Genomic DNA, 19,776 nt, shown 5'->3' on the forward strand with positions numbered 1-19,776 from the left:
GCTCACTCGTACACCGTCGTGTCATTGCTTTCCGGGGGTCGCCAGAACTCGTAACTCGTAACGTGTAACAGGCAGGGGGACTTATGAAACTTTGGATGAAAATTATGATCGGTCTTGGCTTAGGTATTGTTGCCGGACTTATCTTTCAGGAAAAAGCGGCGCTGGTAAAACCCATCGGTACGCTCTTTATCAACGCCATCAAGATGCTTATCATCCCGCTTATCTTCTCGTCCCTTATCGTTGGCATGACCAGCCTCAAGGACAGCAAGCAGCTGGGTCGCATCGGTCTCAAGACCCTGGCCATCTACCTTGTCACCACAGCCTTTGCCGTCTGCATCGGCCTTCTGGTGAGCACCATCCTCCAGCCCGGCGCGGGCATGATGATCGACATGGGACAGGCCGTCTCCGCCAAGCAGGCGCCCCCCTTCATCGACACCCTGGTGTCCATCGTTCCCAAGAACCCCCTGGGCGCTCTCTCCAGCGGCCATGTGCTTCAGGTCATCTGCTTTGCCATTTTCCTGGGCATCGCCATCAACATCACCGGTGAGAAGGCTGAGCCCTTCAAGAAACTCTGCGAATCCGTGGCAGAGATCATGTACACCCTCACCGCCATTGTCATGGAATTCGCCCCCTACGGCGTCTTCGCATTGATGGCCTATGTGGTGGGACAGTACGGCGCATCCACGCTGCTGCCCCTGCTCAAGGTGATCCTGGCCGTCTACATCGGCGCCATTGTCCATGTTATTTTCGTCTACGGTTCCGGCGTCGGCCTTGTTGCACGCCTGAGCCCCGCCAAGTTCTTCAAGGGCATCGTTGACGCCCAGGCCGTGGCCTTTACCACCACCAGCAGCTCCGGCACCCTTCCCGTGACCATCCGCTGCACCCAGGAGAACCTGGGCGTTTCCAAGAGCGTCTCAAGCTTCGTTCTTCCCATGGGCGCCACGGTGAACATGGACGGTACCGCCATCTACCAGGGCGTGGCCGCTCTCTTCGTGGCCCAGGCCAGCGGCATCGACCTGACCATGTCCAACTACATCACCCTGATCCTCGCCTCCACCCTGGCTTCCATCGGAACGGCCGGCGTACCCGGCGCGGGTCTCATCATGCTCTCGGTGACCCTCTCCTCCATCGGCCTGCCCATGGAAGGGATCGCCCTCATCGCGGGTATCGACCGAATCCTCGACATGGCACGTACCAGTGTCAACGTCACCGGCGACGCCATGACCTCCCTGATCGTTGCCAAGAGCGAAGGCGAGTTCGACAAGGAGATCTTCGACGCCACCGAGGCGGTATAAGCCTCAACCCAAAAAGGAAAACCCAGGAGCGTCCGGCCCGCGGAGTCCCCATTCCGCGGACCGGGCTTCGAGACCTTGCGGGGTCCCCATCCCGCAACGAATCGAACTATCCCCTCCTGATTTTCATACACATCTCAGAACACTGACACACTTTCTTCTATCCCCATAGAGAAGTGAAAGAGAAAAGGGGCCTTCCCGGGAAACCGGTGGAGGCCCCTTTTCTTTTTTGCACCCTTGCGGCCTTTCTCTATCCCGGACATTTCATGATAACCACCTCATTAATAATAAGGTGCCATTGCTTCGATCCGATGGTTTTCTCGTGAGCTAGTCGGGCTAAATGAATGAAAAGAGAGGGGTAAAGAATAAGGTGGGGAGGTCAAATGGCAGGCGCGGTTGGAAACGGGAGCACCTTACCATTTGACCAAGGAGGTAAACCGACTCAGAGGGCACCCTTGCCGGAGGCAAGGTCTGACCAAAGAGGACTTATAGTTTAAGCAAAATAGAGCATTCAAAATGTGAGTCCAGAAGCATTTTCACTGTATCCCCTTTATGAAAATTTCGCCTGGAAACCTTAAATCCGTCCTTTGACACAAAAAGGACATCCTTGGCAAAGGAGTGGTTCACATCACCCATGGTGACAATCCAGGCATCGATGTAATCAATTTTTCCTGTGTACCATCCTCCGCTTACACTTTTCACGTAGGCCATGACGTTCTCACCCTGTGACTTCCGAGCCCAGGCCAGCCCCGGGGAAAAAACCCCGTTCGAATAAAACCCCACAATAAAAAACGCCAGGGCCATGACGTAAGCGACCGATTTCTTCATGATCGTATCCTCTTTTTAAAATCCTCTGCATTGGTGATGGCATGGGGCTCTGTTTCCCCGTAAAATCGGCATCATCACTCCACAAACCGCCAGTAATAAAGTCCCAGAACCTCGTTCGGGATAGCCATAGACTGGGCAGTGCCGTCGCCGTCATCCTCACCATAAATAAGAACATCCGTGCTCTCCCCTCTTCGGTTCAGAATCGCAGGGGAGTAATAGATATCATCTTTAAACCGCCTGCCCGAAAGCGTGCCGTCGGCATCGTCCACATCCCCGTCGCCATCGGAATCAAAAAAGGGTTCGTCCGGCTGAGACCCATCGCAGGCATTGAGCGTGTAAAACACGGACCCGCCCCCTGCCGTGCAGGGAGACAGCTTGGGAACGATGGAGGCCACGATGGCTTTGCCGTCCAGCAACTGGGTCTTGGTCACCACGCGCTCACCGGTCAACGGCAGGTCCAGGAACCACCCCACATGGGTCCCGCCCTCGTAAGCTCCCGCCTTCACCCACTCTTCGGGCACCAGCCAGTCAATGTCATGGGAGGTAGAGTGGAGCAAGGCAGACGAAGCAGATGATGTCACGGACTGCTTTAATAAGGTGGCGTCTGTAAAATGCGAAAGGGTCCGCTCGGCGGCGTTGCTTGTTGGCTGCTGCAACGTTCCCAGGTATCGGGAATCCGGAGATTCCCACTCATCCGACCAGTCCCAGATGCCGTAGATGCTTTGAGTGTCCGTATTGGAGGGATCTTCATTGGCAAGGTAACGACCGGTCCCGAAAATAACCATGACCCCTTTGCGGTTTCTGTCACAATGGGACATGACGGCCGGTTTTCCTAAAATGGGCTGTATCTCACCATCCTTGTTTTTTGCGGTAAACAGGGGGTGACCGTCGTAGGCAACATGCCAGGCCACGGCACTTGAGGACGAAAGATCGAACTTCCACAGGTTTCCCAGCATATCCCCTGCATAGACGATATCCACGGTACCGTTAAAATCCGTATCAATGGGCACCGGAGAACTCAGGCCATTGCATTTTTCATCGGCGGGCACAGCGCTGCCCTCGTTGGTGCCAATGGTGGTAAACAGAGAACCGTTCATGTTTAACGCATACAAAACGGCCTTTCCGTTCAGGCTGTCGTATCCGTTGCCGACCAGAATGATGTACTGACCGGTATTGGCCTTGACGATGGCAGGCGCGCTGTAGCTGAAGCCCATGTCAGAATCCGTATTCCCATAGGCCGGATACTCCCAGATTGCGGGGATCTGATGTTCTGAAATTTTCGTGGGGTTGGTGATATCCATGCCATAATACCCCCTGCCCCCTTTGCCCAGCCCACCCACCAGCCAGGTCTTTGCGGAGATGCCGTTTTTGATGGTTCGGATTTGAACGGTGTTGTCCACAAAATAGGTGTGGGTGTACTCGGAATCGGCGAGGTAGGCCAGGTTCTCGGTGACAAAGGAAGGAATATAGGCAAAGAGCTCGTTTCCGTCGGCAGAATCAAAGGCGTGGAGCATGCCGTCATTTGCGCCCACGTAGACCACGCCGTTTTCATACGTCGGCGACGAATTCACGATATCACCCAGCACAAGCCCGTCCCGGTCGCGATACGTTCCACCTTTGGCCTTTTCCCTGCTGGAGTCGCCCCGGACAAAATCCAAAATGCCCTGGGAAAGGCTCTCTTTCTGGGCATCGGACAGGTTGTCGTACCGAAATGCCGTGCTGCCGCTCTCCCCATTGGTGAGGATGCATCGCGATGAGTCCCACCAGGTCAGGGACTTGGCCGCCATCACCTCCTGGGCGTCCCAGGCCTTGGTGGTGGTCAGCTTCCCGGCTGAATCCGTTCCCAGGTCAAAGGCTTTCAGGTTCCCGGTCCAGTTCGACGAATCAAAATACCCCTGGTACAACTTGGTATCCTGTTTCAATTCCTGGGAGTTCATGCTCACGCTCGCCCCGCTCATGACCTGGTTCTGGATATCACCGATCACACTCACCAGGGCGTTGGCAAGGGCCTCACTGTTCCCGGCTGTCATGAATTTTCCCCGGCCGTTGACCGCTGCATGGAACAAATCATCAATTTTTGTCTTGTCCGATGTGGGGGCGGGCCATGCCAGTTTTCCCTCCATGCCCGGGCAGTTCGTCGGACAGTCGTAGTTACTGTCTTTCAAGGTGCCCGAAACCCCGAAGGCAACCGTGTAGGTCACCATGTGCTGGTGCCGTGCGGTATCCTTAACGGTTGTCGGCACGTTGTCAGCCAGGTCGGTGCGCAGGTCCCTTTCGTAAAAATGCATGGCGATGTCGGCAAGGGTGTTTGACGATTCGTCGGCATACGGCACCCCGTCCCAGGTGGACGTGTCGGATGTGGAATCTTTGTCCGCGTTGCCCACGGAATAGTTAAAAGCCCCATTGTAGTACCCATCGGTCATCACGATGGTGAATGCTTTCTGGCACGTCCCGCCGACCTCCTCGGTGTCAAAGGGGGACGCCCCGAGCCCTCCGCCCCATGAATCCTTATCGTAATACGATCCAACGGTGTAGAGGGCATTTTTCAGCTCGGTCCCTCCTCCGGATCGTATGGCATAAAGCTTTTGCAACAGGGTATCGGTCAGGTCAGTTCCATCGACATGAATCGATTTTACCCCGGACACCGACCCGTTGTTGATGGCATAAAGCCCCACCTTGACCCCGCTGACCTCGCTGATCACTTGGGCCACGGCCGACTTGGCGGCAAGTTCCCGGTTTCGGCTGTACTGATACCAGTTGGCCATGTTCTGAAGGGCAGCCTGGTAATCGGTAACGGCGATGGCCGAAGGCACGGAGTCGAGAAGCTTCAACGACGCTACCTCGTAATAGTGCTCGTCCCCAGAGTCCGTCACCTCATAGTACTTTGCCGCGCCCCCGCTCAGATTAACGAGATACACCTTGTCACCGGATGTCTGATAATAGTGGGCATAACTCAAATCCACACCATAAATCACGGCGAAATCGCCGGCAGTATCCATGTCACAGGTTCCATCATCAAAGTAGGGATGCTCTCTCGTGCTCTGGGGGTTGGCATTGGTGTAGAGGGGCCAGGGCTTGTAGGTCACCTCCGGGTTGTAATAAACCTTGTTGTACCCGGACCACTGGGTTTTCCAGTACGATTTCGCCTCGGACACGTACTGGACCCAATTACTTACCTTAGATTTTTTTCGGTAGAAGACACCCGTCTCGCACATAATATCAAATTTCATGCTCCCCGAGTCGTCGAGGAGAAACATCACCAGCGGGGGTGCCGCCGCAACCTGGGTCGTCAACGGGGCATCGGCGATGTCCACGCACACCGTGCTCGTGCCACAGACCCTGTCCGCGCCAGAGCAGTCCTGATCGACACCATCCCCGCAGATATCGATGGCATCGGGGTTTACGGATGAATCCGAATCATCGCAATCACCGTCGTTGGTCACCCACACAGCGCCATCAGGTATGGTGCATGCGAGGTGAGAGTTCTTAGGGTTACCATACCCATCCCCATCCATGTCGTCATAGTAGAGGACCTTGGCCGAATCCGGGGCGTCTTCGTCCTTAAGGCCGTCGCAGTCATTGTCAATGCTGTCGCACTGATTGTCCTCGGCACCCGGGTGAATCGCGGGGTTCGTGTCATCGCAATCCCCGGACTGGGTCACCCACCCGCCACCGGAGGGGGAAGCCGTGGTGATGTTCGGGTCACCCCATCCGTCTCCATCGCCGTCCCAATAATGCGTCGGCTCATCCGGTTCAAACTCCAGAACCAGCCGGTACGCACCGATATTCTTTTTCTTTTTTACCCCGCGAAGCATGGTATAATACGATCCGGCAGTATCCAAATACCATTCAATCCGAAAGTTACTCTTCTTCCCATCGGTATTGTCACTCTCCAGCACCAAATCATCGTCGTCCGTACTATAGAGATACCCCACGGTCTTCAGATTCGGATTGGAATCCGGGGCCTCAGCATATATGGTGACCGTTCCGGGGATGTTCACGGAAAATGAATAATAATCCATGTCGAACATCTTGCCATGACGCTCAAGAACCCCAGCCCTCACGATACCTGCATCGGTCAACGTGCCCAGATCGTGGGCATGGGCGATGACATCGGCAAAACCCGTTTCAGCGTCCACCGAAGCGCTCCCCCCCATCACACAAAGGAACAGGCCACCCAAAACAACCGGCAAACACCATCGTTGAGCCATCTTCCTGCAAGCCTTCCAAATATCAGCGAGCCCCATGCATCCCCTCCGTCAATTCGTCTTTTTACAATAGCCCGCCGCCATCTCGACCTTACCGGAGGAGAGCACGGAACGTCCGTAAATCACGTATTCCCATTTGAGCGGGGAGGTCATATCCAGGCTGGAGCCAGAAGCCACCCCCATGCGCAAACCGCAGAATTCGGCTTTTCCGTCCGTATAGAATGTGGACACCGCAGCGTTGGTATCCGATCCTGAGGTTTGCCATGCGTCCTGTTCCGGCTTAAAACACGTCTCCTCATTGATTCCGTCGGAGAGCCACGACAACCCGGCCGTGGCCGGATCGACGTCATCTGCATGTTCGAGGGCCAGTGCGGCCTCTTTGATGGCCGACTCCGCCCGGTAGAAATTCCGGGTGTAGCTTTGATCGTTGCCGGAAATCTTGAGCTCGGTCTGGGTTGTTGTCAGCGCATTGACCCCCAAAAGAGCAACCAGAAAAAGAACGACCAACGCAATGAGGAGGACCGATCCCTCCTCACCGTCCATATGGGCATACCTGCAACACATCAAATTCTCCCGATTCAAATAAATGGTCCATGTGCTTGATGGCACAGACACACAATGGCTTTTGGAGGGGTCAAATGCCCCGGGCCTTTAAAAACCGATAATCGAAGGAGTGGTCCCTGTCCCCCTCTTTCCATGCAACGGTCACCGTGATATCCCGCCTGTCGGGATCGGTTGTCGGCGAAACAACAACCCATTCCACCCCAAACCCATTAACCTTTTCTGAGCCGTCCGCAAGGTCGGCTGAGCCGAAGTCAAGGGCCAGAAGCTGTTCGGCACGCTCGGAAGCGACCATGGAGGCCTCGGTGATTTTGTAGGCCGTCCCGTTGCCTTTAATGGCAGTAATCTGCATGGATGCCGCCCCCAGGATACCCACCGCGAGAATAAGCAGTGCGACCACTACTTCGATGAGGGTAAACCCGTCAGCAGCCCATGAGGAGCCATGGGAACTCGCGTTTGTGGGCCGACACGGTATCGTCTCCATCATTGATCGCATCACCTTTCTATTTGTCTTTACATATTCCGGCAATTGAAGACCCCCGTGACCATTTGCCGATAGACCCCGTCAGAAGAGAAATTCAGGGTGTTTTCCGTATGATCGTCCGGAAAAGGAAGGGCAAAGGCAGTGGGCGTCGGGTAGTCAGCCACGGAACTTTCCGTTCTCGCCACGATGGTTACCCTGATGCTTCGAATGTCATTCAGGTGTTTGGCTTCGGGTGCCCAGGTGGTGCTCCCGCTTTTCAGTACATAGATAAACTGCAGGGTTTCAATATCGTCGGCAATGGGTGCCGCCACCCCGGAAACGGTGCGGACAATGCGCTTTACCCCGTCGTCTGCAACGAGATCAAATGCCACGGGGATCAGGTTATCCGTTCCTTCTTCAACATAGGTAAAGGTCAACGCACTCTTGGTCGCCCGAGTAAAACCGGGCTGAAATTCACTGACAATATTGCTGCAGTACCCTGCTTTCATCAGCTCCCTGCCCAGGACATAGTGACCGGCTCGCCAATTCTGGCGCATGGCGACAATTTTGTCCTGGGTATTTACCGAGTGCAATTGGCTGATATAAACGGCATAGACCGCCGAGACCACCACAGAGCCGATGGCCAGCGCAATGAGAAGTTCCAGCAACGTAAGCCCGGTGTTCATTGAAAGGGTTGCGGTTGATTGAGGACATCGCGCGTTCTCTTTAGGACCCCGCTTCAATTTTCACCCCCCCGGCAGCTGCAAGGATCACATTATGGATCTTGACGCCCTCCGTGTTGGTGACGGAGATGATTCCCGAACTGGCAGGAAACCCTCGGGCGTTAAAACAGGCCTTTTCATCGGGCAATTCCGTCTCCGCGACGGTAATGCCGGACGGCATTTTCCCCTGCTTCACAACGTCCTCCCCGGAGTCTTGAACCAGGTTTCCGTTATCGACAAACACCGTGTACCCACTGTTGCTCCCGGTTGTAAACGCCACGACAACAGATGCATTTTTCGCGATGGCCGTGGAGCGGGCCAGCACCAGCGCCGATCGAACATCGGCGCTGCCGTTTTTCAACCGGCTGGTTTCAACCCATGCAGCGAACTGCGGTGCAGCCAAAGCAGCAAGAATAGAGACAATCGCCACAGTGACCATCAGCTCTAATAAAGTAAAACCCGTGGTGCCGCCAGTGGCCCTTTCCTCATTGTTGAACAACCCAAACCCATTCATTATAAACGCCTCTCCACCCCGAAAGTATTCCAAGGGCATGCCTTATATTTAATTCGATTACAAAAACAGATATTCACGAGAAACGCACGAAAACTAAGCGTTAAAGAATGTTACTTTGAAGGAAACTTTGTTATTTGCCATAGCTCAAATCGTCATAAACCCATTCGATAGTTCTAAAACTATTATTATAGTCAAATAATTTGTTTGACAATATTTTTCTTACTTAAAAGAGATCCAGACGGCTTATTTGAAAAGCCAATGATTGAGTAAATGAATCAAGAGCCGCATATTTCATGCGTCTTCGCAGTTAGAAAAAAAAGAAGAAAAAACGGATAGAGACAAGCTCAAGGGTATCGGACAGGCGCACCGGAGCAATGCCTTATTTCTTGCCCGCGTATGGACCATAAAGGAAAGGGACCGGCCAAGGCCGAAGGAACTTCAGGCGTGAAACCACAAAGGTCATGTTTTGGAGAGAAACCAGGCAGACACAGATAACGCCATAAAAACGGCAGGGCCCCAAGATAATGTTCATGGGGTCAGCCGCATTCACCACGGCCCCGGAGGGCAACGGCTGAGCCTTTGGTGATGGAACATGAAAAACCCGTCTCCCTTGCGGGGACGGGCCACTATATCAACTCAACTGTCACGCGAAACCCATGGCATGAATCGTTTCGCCATACCTGCCTTCGCCGTCAGGTTTCAAGCTGCCCCCCACATTGCTGTTGGGGGCAACCCCCATGCTCATCTACAAGGAATCCACGGCGTGGAGAAGGGCCGTGTTCTCCTCGGCCGTACCGATGGTGATGCGCACAAAGGGGGTCAGCCCCTCTTTGTTAAAGAAACGCACCAGCACGCCCTGGGCTTTGAGGCCTTCGTAGACGGCTTTGCCGTCGCGATCCGGGGCCCCTGCAAAGACAAAGTTGGCTTCAGAAGGCAGCACCTTCCACCCCTTGGCGGAGAGGGCCTCGGAGACACGTTCCCGCTCGGCCATGACCATGCTGCGTGTTTTGTCAAACCATTCCCGGTCCGCCATGGCGGCCATGCCCGCTTTCTGGGTCAGGGTGTCCACGGGGTAGGAGTTGAAGGAGTCCTTCACCGCATAAAGGGCCCGGATCAGGGCCTCGCTGCCCATGGCCCAGCCAAGCCTGCTTCCAGCCAGGGAGTAGCTCTTGGAGTAGGTCCGCACCACCAGGAGGTTGGGGAACCGGTCGATGAGGGCAACGGCGCTTTCGCCCCCGAAGTCGATGTAGGCCTCATCCACCACCACCACGCGATCTTCTGGCCAGCGTTCCATAAGGCGCGTCACCTCATCCAGAGAAAGGAGCATTCCTGTGGGGGCATTGGGGTTGGGAAAAATAAGCCCGCACCCCTGCTCAGCCAGGAAACGATCGATGTTGACGAGGTAATCCTCGTCCAGGGACACCTTTTTGTAGTCGATGCCGTAGTAGTCGCAGTACACGGGGTAAAAGCTGTAGGTATGCTCAGGGAAAAGAAGGGGCCCCTTCGACGAATCAAAGAAGGCGAAAAAGACAAAGGAGAGAATCTCATCGGACCCGTTGCCAACCATCACCTGCTCCCGCTTTATACCGTGGGTCTCTGCGATGAGGCGGCACAGGGCGTCTGCATTGGGGTCGGGATATCGACGGAGGTTCTCCACATCATAGGATCGGAGCGCCTCGGCCACACCCGGTGCCGGGGCATAGGGGTTTTCGTTGGTGTTGAGCTTGATGTAACTGCGATCCTGGGGCTGTTCGCCGGGAACATAAGGGGTCAGCTTCGTGAAACGTTCGGAGTACATTCTGGTGGGGCTCCCATCTGTCGTCATGGTCGAAAACCTGCCCCGTCAGCCGTCTGGCCAACGGAGCAGGTGGTGTCTCGTGCGTTTTAGAGCATCCTTTATAGCACCGACCATACGTCCCGGCAAGGCAACCCCACGGGCGCACGGCCAAAAAGCCCCGGCCCGCCCATTGTTCGGGCCCCCGCGCCCCCATAATTGAAAGAGCAAAGTCTTATCGCTTTTGGATCACATAGGCAAAAAGAGTACCGTCCTTGCGGGCCACTCCTTTAACATAGACACGGTCCCGACGCTTGAAGCGAGAAAGCTTCGCCGCATTCCCCGACGCATCGAGGAGCTTCGTTTTGGTACGGGTGCCGTCATGGAACCAGGAACCGATCACAAAGGTGGACTCACCGATAAGCATCCACGTGCCGTCGGCCGCGACCTCCATCACTTCCGACTTTTTTTCCACCACCCGCTTGTCGTCATAGACCCTGGAGCTGCCCCCCGGATCCATTGAAGCAGGCACCTCAAGAACAAGGGTACGGGAATCCCCAGCCCAGGCAAAGGCGGCCGCACCGGCAGTTGCAAGAACCGCCGCCAGGAGAACAACTCCGATTTGTTTCAGCATCATGATGTCTCCTAAAGAGTTTGTTTCCAGTAAAAATAATCAACCCGATCATCTTTGGCAGCGTCCCAGCTCATGGGCCCCACCTGGATCTTCGTTCCGTTGAATATGGGTTTGGCGATGGGAAGGTTCCCTGGAAGCTCAGTGGACCGAGTCTTCGTGGATCCGCCCCAGGTGGTCACAGCCTTGCCGTCAAAGGCGCTCACCGCGTAAAGGCGCCCGACCCCGCGGGCCCCCGCCCCTGCACACGGATCCGCATCTGAATCGGAGCTGCTTTCCGAGGTAGGTGTATAGGTCGTAAAATACACAACACCGGAATTAACAAGGGCCCTGGAAACCACTTTTTCGTTGGTATTGGGAAGGTTGAAATACCACCCTTTTTTGGTTTTCAAGACATCTGCGTACGAAGCAGACTCATCGGTGACATTGACCAGATCGCTGTCCGTCAAGTCGCTGTCCCAGAGGGTGTTCCGAACCCCATAGAACCGGTTTGATTCGGAGCCCAGGGGGTTGGCCCGGTTCCCGGTTCCGAAATAGAGGGTCTCCACCCCGGACACCTCCGCCGGTACCGGCGCATAGAAAAGCTTTCCGGAACTACACGAAAACAAGCGGTTCCGATACGTCCAGGTACCGTCCGGGGCCTTGGCCTCCACCACGCGGCTCCCATCCCTTACAGTATCCAGCACATCGTCGGCCACCACGAACACCTGCCCTGCCATGTCCCCGGCGTAGACGCGGGTGGTGATTCCGTCGGCATCGGTATCCACGGTATACAGATCCACGATACTGTGGGTCATCTTGTTGAAGTTACCGTGGTTGACCTTGAGCCCGGTAAAGCTTCCGTCCGAGGCTTTCACAGCAAACAGAGCCCGGCCCATTTCCGGAGCGGTGCCGACGCCAGAGCTCGCCTCCTGCTTGACCTGATTGTAGCCCCCGGGCATGACAAACACCTTGGCATCGGTGGTGGAGCTCAACTTGATACGGCAGTAGGCCGGCCGTCCCCAGGTCTGTCCCAGGGCTTCGCCCCCTGCCGTTGTCACCTCATATTTCCACTTTGGCTCACTGTACGATGAGATATCCAGGGCGTAATACCTGTACCCGCCCCTGCGTTCTCCCACCAGAAGGGTATCCGGTGAAAACAGAGTGGTACCGCTCATGAGGTTGCCGTAGGAGACAGAAGGTGACCCGTCCACATAGTAATCGTAATTGTTGTCCGACAGCCGATCCAGCCGATCCAGCTGTCCCGGCGGAACAAAGGCCCAGAGTTCTTCCCCGTTGGCGTCGTTGATGGCCCGGAACAACCCGTCGTTGGAGCCAAAATAGATCACCGACGAGCTGGTGGAGTAATGCACCACCACCGGTTCGGAATGAATAATGGAACCGATGGGCCACCCACCAACGCCCTCCTTCACCGCGGTAATGGCATCGGTGGTTACCCCGAGGCCCAGCAAATCAGAATTGGAGGCATCAAACCGGTTGACGGTGTTTGTCAGGCTCTTCTCACTGCCCCCCGTATAGGTATAAAAGTTGCGGGAAGTCTGCTCCTGAATCCTCTCACCCGCCCCCCCTTTCAACACATCGGCGCCGTCATTTCCTCCCTGGGTCCAGAGGGACTTACTGTTCTCTTTCATGGTGCCGTCGGTGTTGACCGCGTTGTTGCCCAGGGCATCCAGGACATCGCCCGACTCGGAGAGGGTGTACTTCTTGAGGTTGCCCTTCCAGTCGCCAGCCTGAACGGGTTTGAAAAAGGCAAGGTAAATGGAATCGGCTTCTGCTGTCCGGTACTCCCGGTTTACCGGCACCACCGGGGCCACGAAGGTGGAGGACTCTTCGGCAATGGTGCTCATGATCTGCTCGAAGGCCTCCTTCAGGTCTGAAGCCCTGGAGGCTGTATGGTAGGTTCCCCCGCCGTCGATGGCCGCCCGGTTGAGCAGGTCGTGATCCAGGGTAAACCCGATGGTGTGGGTGATGACATTCTGCTTGGCAAAAGAGGTTCCCGTCCCCATGGAACTCACCAGGTCCTCGTTGTAAAGGAACATGGCCACATCATCCAGAAAATCGGTGGTGCCGTTTGACGAATCGTCCGAGGGATAGCGGTGGACACTTCCGTCGTCGTTGAGATCCCTGTCGTCGTTGTCGTAGTCCCCGATGGTCTTGCCCATGTATCGGTTGTTACCGTAGAGGAGGCTGGATTCGTCGCAGGTGGCCTCCCCATCGGTGAAGAGGATCACGTAGTTCTTCTGGCAGGAGTACTCGATGGGGCTGACGTAATTTGAACTGGTGTGACTGAAGTAGCCTGTCTTTCCAGCAAAATAGAGCCCGGCCTCGGCAAGGGCTTCGGCAAGGGGGGTGCCACCATTTGCGGTGAGATCGTCAACATTGGAAGAGATGATGGAGTTTGCCGTGCCGCAGGGAGAGATAAGACGACCGCCGTTGCAACTGTTCAGCTTCATCAGACCGAATCGGACCCCGGTGGTCTCGGCGAGAAGCTCCCTGACCACATCCTGTGCAATTTCCAGTCGGGTCCTGTCAGAGGCCACGGGGCGCTCAAGAAAGTTCCTGTAGTTACCGATACGCATCCATGTTTTCCAACGCCTGCGGCCCGAACGCATGGTCACTTCTGCATACCCGACGCTCAACAGGGTTGCCTCGATGGCGTCGTTACCGATGTCGTCCACATCATTGCTGTACCACTTCCAGCGAGAACCGGACTTGTAATAGACAGCCCTGCTCGGATGCGAACCCGAGTAGGCCGTGTCCGGATCATATGTATCGCTGACGCCGCCGGAGGGGGCACTGCCTTCGACGGTTTCAGACATACTGCCCGAGGTGTCGAAAATGATCAGCACGTTGGGCTCAATGGTCACGGACTGGGTGCCGTAGATGGCAACATCGTCGGCCAGGGCGGTCAGGGGGCAGGTGAGAACCAGCCAACACAAGATGAGAGCATGCCTGAATTTCATTATTTCCTCCGTGGGATCAAATTCCCTGCAAATGTTCCACTTTAACCAGCTCTTCCTGCATATCCACACCGCACTGAAGAACCACGCCCGTCAGCGACGCCTTGGGATTGGCGGCACTGTAAACCGTGGGATCGATGGCTGTGGCGGTGACAGCATACCGCCTCGTACGGTACACGCCCTTTTCAGAGCCCTTGGGCGCCGGCCCGATATGGGCCACGGAGGGAATGTCGTCGGCAGACGCCGACAACGTGCTTGCCTGCTTGTTGGCCAGCAGCACAATGGCACGCACCTCGATCCAGGCCACGGGAATCCCCGCATCGTTTGTCACCGGAGAGGCAAACTCAACCCCGGCGTTTCTCGGATCGCGATCCCTTAATGGTAGATGGGTGGAATCCTTCAGGTAAAGCCGGTTCCCGTCCGAGTCCGCCTCGTTGGCATAGATCCGGTCAAATATGGCCACGGCGTCGAAGAGGCCCGCTTCCGCATTGTAGAAATTGCGTTTGCTCACCCTGTCGTTGCCGGCAATCTTCAACTCCGTGACGGAGCTGTTCATGGCCGATATGCAAATAACGGTCACCAGCACAAGAAGCACCAGAACCACGAGCAGGGCACTGCCCTCCTCTCCCGAGGGGTGTGCGCCCCGTTTTATGCCCTTCGTCATGCACCCTCCTTTCCGCGCCAGAGGTTTGTGAATGATATGGATGTTCAATGCATTGTCCTCACCACCACCTGGGAGACCCGATGCGTTTTCCCCTCTTCCGTCCAGAGCACCGTGAGGTTCACGGTCTTGCTCATTTTGTCCGAGGCATCGGTCACGACCCAGTTGACGGTATACCCGTCGGCGGTGGCCGTATGCATGTCTTCCGGCGTGTCCGGGTCGTTTGCGGCCAGGTCGCTGTCAACGGTCTCTTCCGTCCACACAGCGCTCATGATCTGCTCCACGCGGTCGCTCGCATAATTGGCGGCTTCCGTCATGGAGCGGGCCTGGGCATTTGCCTTCATGGCATGGACCTGCATCAGGGCAAGTCCCAGAAGCCCCACCAGCAGAATCACCGAAGCCACCATCACCTCAATGAGGGTCATGCCCGCCTCGTCCTGTCCAATGGAAGTGCAGCGCACCGGTTTCGTCATTGGTCTATCCCCCGATTTCTGCAGCGCACCGTTCGCCTCAGGAGGCGACGCCGATACCCGTCATTGTATGGCCCCCACGTACTGGTGTAGCCCCTGTACGTTACACTGTTGGAAAAACCCGAGTCTTCGGTCCGGCTGCGCGCCAGAAGCGCCATGCGCACGGCAATGACACGTTCTCGATCCGTTGGGACGGAGACAGTGCTTCCATCGTCAAGCACGTAGTTGAACTCCAGGGCCTCCATGTTTTCCCCCACAACAACCCGGCTCGTTCCGACGACACGCACCAAGTCCTGATCGCCGTCTCCGTCTTCGTCGTTCAGGGTGTAGCTGATGGTTTCAAGGGTCATGGGCAGGGCGGCTTCGCCCGCTTCGTCGGTGTCCCCGTCCCCGTCGTCGTCCAGGCCGTTGGCTTCCGCCTCAACCGAGGTGGTGAAAGTCAACGTGGAGGCCGTTGCAGCCGTGATCCCCGCATCGGTCGTTCCCTCGGGGTCGTAGCCCGCCATGCGGATATCAGAGCCCATCATGACCATGGCAGCCCTCAGGTTCTGCTGAATGTCGAGGACCCGTTCCTGGGTGACTCTGGATTGAATTTGGACGCTGTAAAAATAGTACCCGACAGCAACGATTACCAAGGAAATCGCCACGGCAACGACAAACTCAAGAAGGGTAAACCCCTTACTACATTTCATCCCGCCCATCCCCCTATGCAACCATTATATAATTCCACGCGGCTACCGCCGGAGCTACTTAGAACGATGCGCACCTGCTTCCCATAGGTGCTGGTCATATAGACTTCCCCGTTCCTTCCCGTGGCAAGCCCTCTGCTATCAAAAAACGTCTTCTTCTCGTTGCGAGTCCCCGCCCCACCCACGTCGAAACGAGCGCTGGAAATAGTAACCTTATCAGGCAACTCTCCTGAGGCCACGCGCCTCTCCCCGGTGGTCTGATCCCCATCCCTGTTATTATCCACAAACGCAACATACGTTCCGCCGCTCCCCGTGCCTTCGGAGAAAGCCACAACAACAGGCGTCACTTCCTTAATGGCCTCCAAACGTGCCAGCTGAAAAACCGAATGGATGTCCCGAACTGTTGCCGAGAGACGCTGGTTCACGGCCCACCGCTTGAACTCCGGCGCGGCCAGACCTACAAGGATCGTTATGAGTCCCACGACCACCATCAATTCCAGCAGGGTAAACCCCTTATTATTATCCATATGTGTTTCCTCGGCCGAAACGACCCTGAGATTCCGAATAACCGACGCCCAATAAGATGAAACGTTTCCAAAGTTTACTTATTAGCCGGTCGGCCCAACGGCTTGAAGCAGAGAGGATCATTGAAATTTTTGACTTAATTCACAAACTCACGCGCAAGGCGTGATCACAGTGCCCAGGCTGATTCGTTGCCGGCGACAAAAGCCCTGTAAAGGCTAATCTTACGTTGAGTCACCATTTATAATTCTACATTTCTAAAATTATCACTATCTCGTAATAAGTCGTTTGACAACACTTTTTTTAAGTCGCAGGGAACAAAAAAAGGCCCACGGTAAGGAAAACCTTTCCGAGGGCCTTTTACTTGTCTGTTTTATTGCATAATCTATCAGGGAGATGTCACCCAAAACCCCTGAAAAACATTGTCTGAACCCACATCCTGATTCACGGCCGTAAGGAAAAGATAGTCGTTCAGCACAAACGGTTGTTTCGCATTAAGTAAAGGACGTCCGTAATAGTCCAGCACCGGTCCCAGGGTTGCCCCGCGGGTTTTGTAGAGGCACCGTTTCCCTTCCACGGGGTGATCCGCCAGAAAGTAGAGAGCATCGCCAACGGTTCGCAGGGAACTGGCGAGTCCTGTGACCTCCCCGGGTGCCAGGGACGAAAGAGGTGTTGCCTGAAGGCTCCCGGCCGGGAGCTGCCATATGCCCCGGCTCTCCGATACATCGGCAATCACCCACAAGAGCCCCCCGACACCGCAGAGTTCGTCGGGGTTGATCAGGCCACGGCCCTTGCTATCTGCGGGAACGGTCACGGTGTTGTCCGAAACGGAGAATCGAATGAGGCGATGCTCGGCCTGCCCTTCAGGAAGGGCGGAAAAATAGATCAGATCCCCGGTGCGATGATAGTTCTCCGGTGCCTGAAGGACGCCTTGGGGGCTTTCCAGGGGATCACCGGCCTCGCTTTGGCCAGCAGCCAGCAGCCAAAGGCGCGAAGGCCCCGATCCTCCGGCGACTTGGGCGGCAAAAAGCAAAGATCCCTCCACAGGGTACAACGCCTCAGGGTTTTCGACCCCGAGGACCCGAGCCACCTCACCGCTGCTCTCCCGCACCCTCAAGTCCCCGCCAACCCTGAAGAAAACCCGGTCTCCCGCTGTGGCAAGGGCAAGACCGGCATCGGAGCCTTCCACATACGGCCCCACCACCACGACGTCATCGTTTTCGTCTGTGACGGTCTCGGTGCTGTCCTTGGTTCCGGAGGTTTTCCAGAGTTGCCACTCGTCGCTTTTAACGGCAAGGAAAAAGACCGCATCCGGGCCCGCCGCGAAAAAACAGGGCGAGGAAACCGTCTCTCCGTTGCGATCCGTCAACCGCTCGGTGGACTCCAGGGTCCCGCGGGTGACCCACAGGGATCGGCCGTTCTCTTCGTCCCGGGCCGAAAAATAGAGGCGATCGTCATGGACAAACAGCCCTTCAGGGGCGCTGCCCCCGTAGCCGGGAAAAATATCCGCAAGGACCTCCACCCCTCCTTCGGCGTTGAAGGTAAAAAGTTCGCGTCCGTACTCTCCGGAGGTGGCCACCATAACGGCCCGTCCCCCCACGCGCACCATCTGGTCCACATCGGGGTCCACATAAGGGTTCAGGTTATCCGTCAGTCGGGTGCCCGCCTCTGTGCCGTCGCTCTGCCAGAGTTCGCTCCCACGGACGCCGTCATCGGCCCGAAACCACAGGGTACCGTCCAGGTTTTTCAACATCTCGGGGTAACTCCCTTTTTCACCGGCACGGATATCCCGGAGCCTGAAGGTGGTGTTAAACTCGCCTTCGCTGAACCAGAGTTCCTTGTCGAACGCACCCTCCTCGGCGGGAAACATCACCCCGCCACCAAAGGGAACCATGGGGCCGATGCCGCTGCCTGCCTCTCCGGACCGGATATCCCGGACAAGGACGGTGCCCTCTTCGGTGCCGTCGCTCTTCCAGAGTTCAAATCCTTCTCCTTGGGTTTGTGCCTTGAAATAGAGCACGCCGTTTGACCCGGCAAGTTGGGCGGGCTGGCTCCCCAGGGACGGCTCCGTCAAGATGTTCTTCACGCAGACCGTGCCTTCACCGGTGCCGTCACTCCGCCAGAGTTCCCGGCCATGTTCCATGGTGTCAGCGGCGAAAAAGAGGGTGTCACCGGCCACGGCAAACCCGCCGGGCGCACCGGAAGCTCCCCCCGGAGCGATCTCTTTGAGCAGGGCGGGCCCGGCGTCCCCGTCCACCACCCACAACTCCGACCCATGTCCGGCCAGGGAGGCTCGAAAATACAGGCAGCTCCCATACACCACCATTTCCTTGGGGCTCCCGGAGGCGTCTCCGGGGTTGATGTCCAGCAAAACGGCGTTGGTGCCCTCCACCCGCCAGAGCTCTCGCCCGGCATCGGAGGTGAACGCGGAAACATAGAGGCGACCGTTGTACGCCGTACCGAACTCGGGGTTCTGCAGCGCCCCCTCCCCTTCGGCCCGAGTCACTTCCTCGGCAGCACTTGCATCATCTCCCTGCCGCCACAGGGTGACCTCTTCTTCCACGGTGCCGTTGGCAGCAAAATAGAGGGCCTCCCCCACGGCCGTAAGGTAAGTGGGGACACGGCCAGGAACCGGCTCGTCATCGTCGTCCTCACTGCCGGGGGCGGGCGCTTCCGGCCCTGCCAACCGGGGCGCCTGACCGGCCCTCATCACCCACAGCGCCCTGCCGTGTGTGCCGTCATCGGCGGAAAAATAGAGGCACGGGCCACACACCGTGAGTTCCATGGGCAAACTGCCCTTGTCCCCGGCATGGATGTCCGCCACCTGCTCAGCCGGAGCATTGCCCTGTTTACGCCACAGCTCCCGGCCATACGCCGGTGAGTAGGCAGAAAAGTAGACGGCACCTTCAAAGGCCGTGAACCCGTCGGGGGAGCTGTGGCGGTCCAGGGCACCGTCAAAGGGAAGCATCCGGGTAGGAAAGGTATGAAACGACCACTCCTTGGAAGCGGCAAGGCTCTCCCCATCGTCGTTGAGTGCTTCCACTTTCCACGTGTAGGTCGTGTTGTCGGACAGCTGGAGCGGGCGATAGGACTGAGCCGTTGTGGACAGGGTCATCACGGTCTGTTTGATTCCGTCCACCTCCGTAGATACCGTAACCCCCCACCGGGACTCCCCTTTGGTTTTGCTGGGACTCCAGGCAAGGGAAAACTCTTTATTGAGAAGCGTGGCACCATGGATCGGTGACTCCAGGGACACCTCGTCAGAACTCCCGACGGGATCCGATGTCCCCGAAGACCCGCCGCTGCTTCCACAGGCAGCCACTGCCAGGGACATCAAAAACAACACTCCGAATCGTAGGATGAAAGCCATGGTTATCTCCGGAAATGGGGAATAGGTAACGAGCTAACTCAGAACAGAGGCACCACACAACAAACACTAAATCTATTACACAAACAATGTTCGCGAACAAGACAAAAAGAA

15 protein-coding genes are annotated in these 19,776 nt (G+C 56.4%); 1 reads left to right on the plus strand and 14 read right to left on the minus strand.

Going from position 1 to position 19,776, the window contains the following annotated elements:
- Nucleotides 1–95: 95 nt before the first annotated feature.
- Nucleotides 96–1,295 (plus strand): dicarboxylate/amino acid:cation symporter, encoded by a 1,200-nt coding sequence (locus ACOYW0_RS25760; RefSeq protein ID WP_482416544.1) that lies wholly within the window; start codon nt 96–98, stop codon nt 1,293–1,295.
- Nucleotides 1,296–1,778: 483 nt separating this feature from the next.
- Here the strand turns inward: ACOYW0_RS25760 and ACOYW0_RS25765 are convergent, their stop codons facing one another.
- From ACOYW0_RS25765 to ACOYW0_RS25830, 14 genes are all read right to left on the minus strand, one after another.
- Nucleotides 1,779–2,120: a hypothetical protein gene (locus ACOYW0_RS25765; protein ID WP_482416545.1), complete on the minus strand. Its 342-nt coding sequence runs from the start codon at nt 2,118–2,120 to the stop codon at nt 1,779–1,781.
- Nucleotides 2,121–2,194: 74 nt separating this feature from the next.
- Nucleotides 2,195–6,259, minus strand: coding sequence for a PilC/PilY family type IV pilus protein (locus ACOYW0_RS25770; protein ID WP_482416546.1), 4,065 nt, complete (start codon nt 6,257–6,259; stop codon nt 2,195–2,197).
- Between the two features lie 120 nt (nt 6,260–6,379).
- Nucleotides 6,380–6,871 (minus strand): PilX N-terminal domain-containing pilus assembly protein, encoded by a 492-nt coding sequence (locus ACOYW0_RS25775; RefSeq protein WP_482416547.1) that lies wholly within the window; start codon nt 6,869–6,871, stop codon nt 6,380–6,382.
- Between the two features lie 91 nt (nt 6,872–6,962).
- On the minus strand, nt 6,963–7,376 hold the full coding sequence (locus ACOYW0_RS25780) for a type IV pilus modification PilV family protein (protein ID WP_482416548.1): 414 nt from the start codon (nt 7,374–7,376) through the stop codon (nt 6,963–6,965).
- A 26-nt stretch (nt 7,377–7,402) separates the two neighbouring features.
- Complete coding sequence (locus ACOYW0_RS25785) at nt 7,403–8,038, minus strand: prepilin-type N-terminal cleavage/methylation domain-containing protein (RefSeq protein WP_482416549.1); 636 nt, start codon at nt 8,036–8,038, stop codon at nt 7,403–7,405.
- Between the two features lie 40 nt (nt 8,039–8,078).
- A complete protein-coding gene (locus ACOYW0_RS25790) occupies nt 8,079–8,588 on the minus strand; it encodes a GspH/FimT family pseudopilin (RefSeq protein WP_482416550.1) in 510 nt (169 codons plus the stop codon).
- Between the two features lie 745 nt (nt 8,589–9,333).
- A complete protein-coding gene (gene hisC, locus ACOYW0_RS25795) occupies nt 9,334–10,386 on the minus strand; it encodes a histidinol-phosphate transaminase (RefSeq protein WP_482416551.1) in 1,053 nt (350 codons plus the stop codon).
- A gap of 211 nt (nt 10,387–10,597) precedes the next feature.
- The gene (locus ACOYW0_RS25800; RefSeq protein WP_482416552.1) at nt 10,598–10,999 is read right to left on the minus strand and encodes a hypothetical protein; all 402 of its coding nucleotides are present in this window, start codon (nt 10,997–10,999) and stop codon (nt 10,598–10,600) included.
- An 8-nt stretch (nt 11,000–11,007) separates the two neighbouring features.
- Entirely contained in the window at nt 11,008–13,956 is a 2,949-nt protein-coding gene (locus ACOYW0_RS25805) for a hypothetical protein (RefSeq protein ID WP_482416553.1), read from the minus strand.
- A 16-nt stretch (nt 13,957–13,972) separates the two neighbouring features.
- Nucleotides 13,973–14,617, minus strand: coding sequence for a PilX N-terminal domain-containing pilus assembly protein (locus ACOYW0_RS25810; protein ID WP_482416554.1), 645 nt, complete (start codon nt 14,615–14,617; stop codon nt 13,973–13,975).
- A 44-nt stretch (nt 14,618–14,661) separates the two neighbouring features.
- Complete coding sequence (locus ACOYW0_RS25815) at nt 14,662–15,087, minus strand: type IV pilus modification PilV family protein (RefSeq protein WP_482416555.1); 426 nt, start codon at nt 15,085–15,087, stop codon at nt 14,662–14,664.
- Nucleotides 15,084–15,776 carry a PilW family protein gene (locus ACOYW0_RS25820; protein WP_482416556.1) on the minus strand — a complete coding sequence of 231 codons (693 nt, stop codon included), beginning with the start codon at nt 15,774–15,776 and terminating at the stop codon, nt 15,084–15,086. Before ACOYW0_RS25820 ends, ACOYW0_RS25815 begins: the two co-directional genes overlap by 4 nt.
- Nucleotides 15,773–16,300 (minus strand): GspH/FimT family pseudopilin, encoded by a 528-nt coding sequence (locus tag ACOYW0_RS25825; protein WP_482416557.1) that lies wholly within the window; start codon nt 16,298–16,300, stop codon nt 15,773–15,775. Before ACOYW0_RS25825 ends, ACOYW0_RS25820 begins: the two co-directional genes overlap by 4 nt.
- A 383-nt stretch (nt 16,301–16,683) precedes the next feature.
- Nucleotides 16,684–19,665, minus strand: a complete 2,982-nt coding sequence (locus ACOYW0_RS25830; protein WP_482416558.1) for a hypothetical protein — start codon at nt 19,663–19,665, stop codon at nt 16,684–16,686.
- Between the last annotated feature and the right edge of the window lie 111 nt (nt 19,666–19,776).

The sequence above is a fragment of the Desulfoluna sp. HI9BLuna genome, from assembly GCF_056829775.1.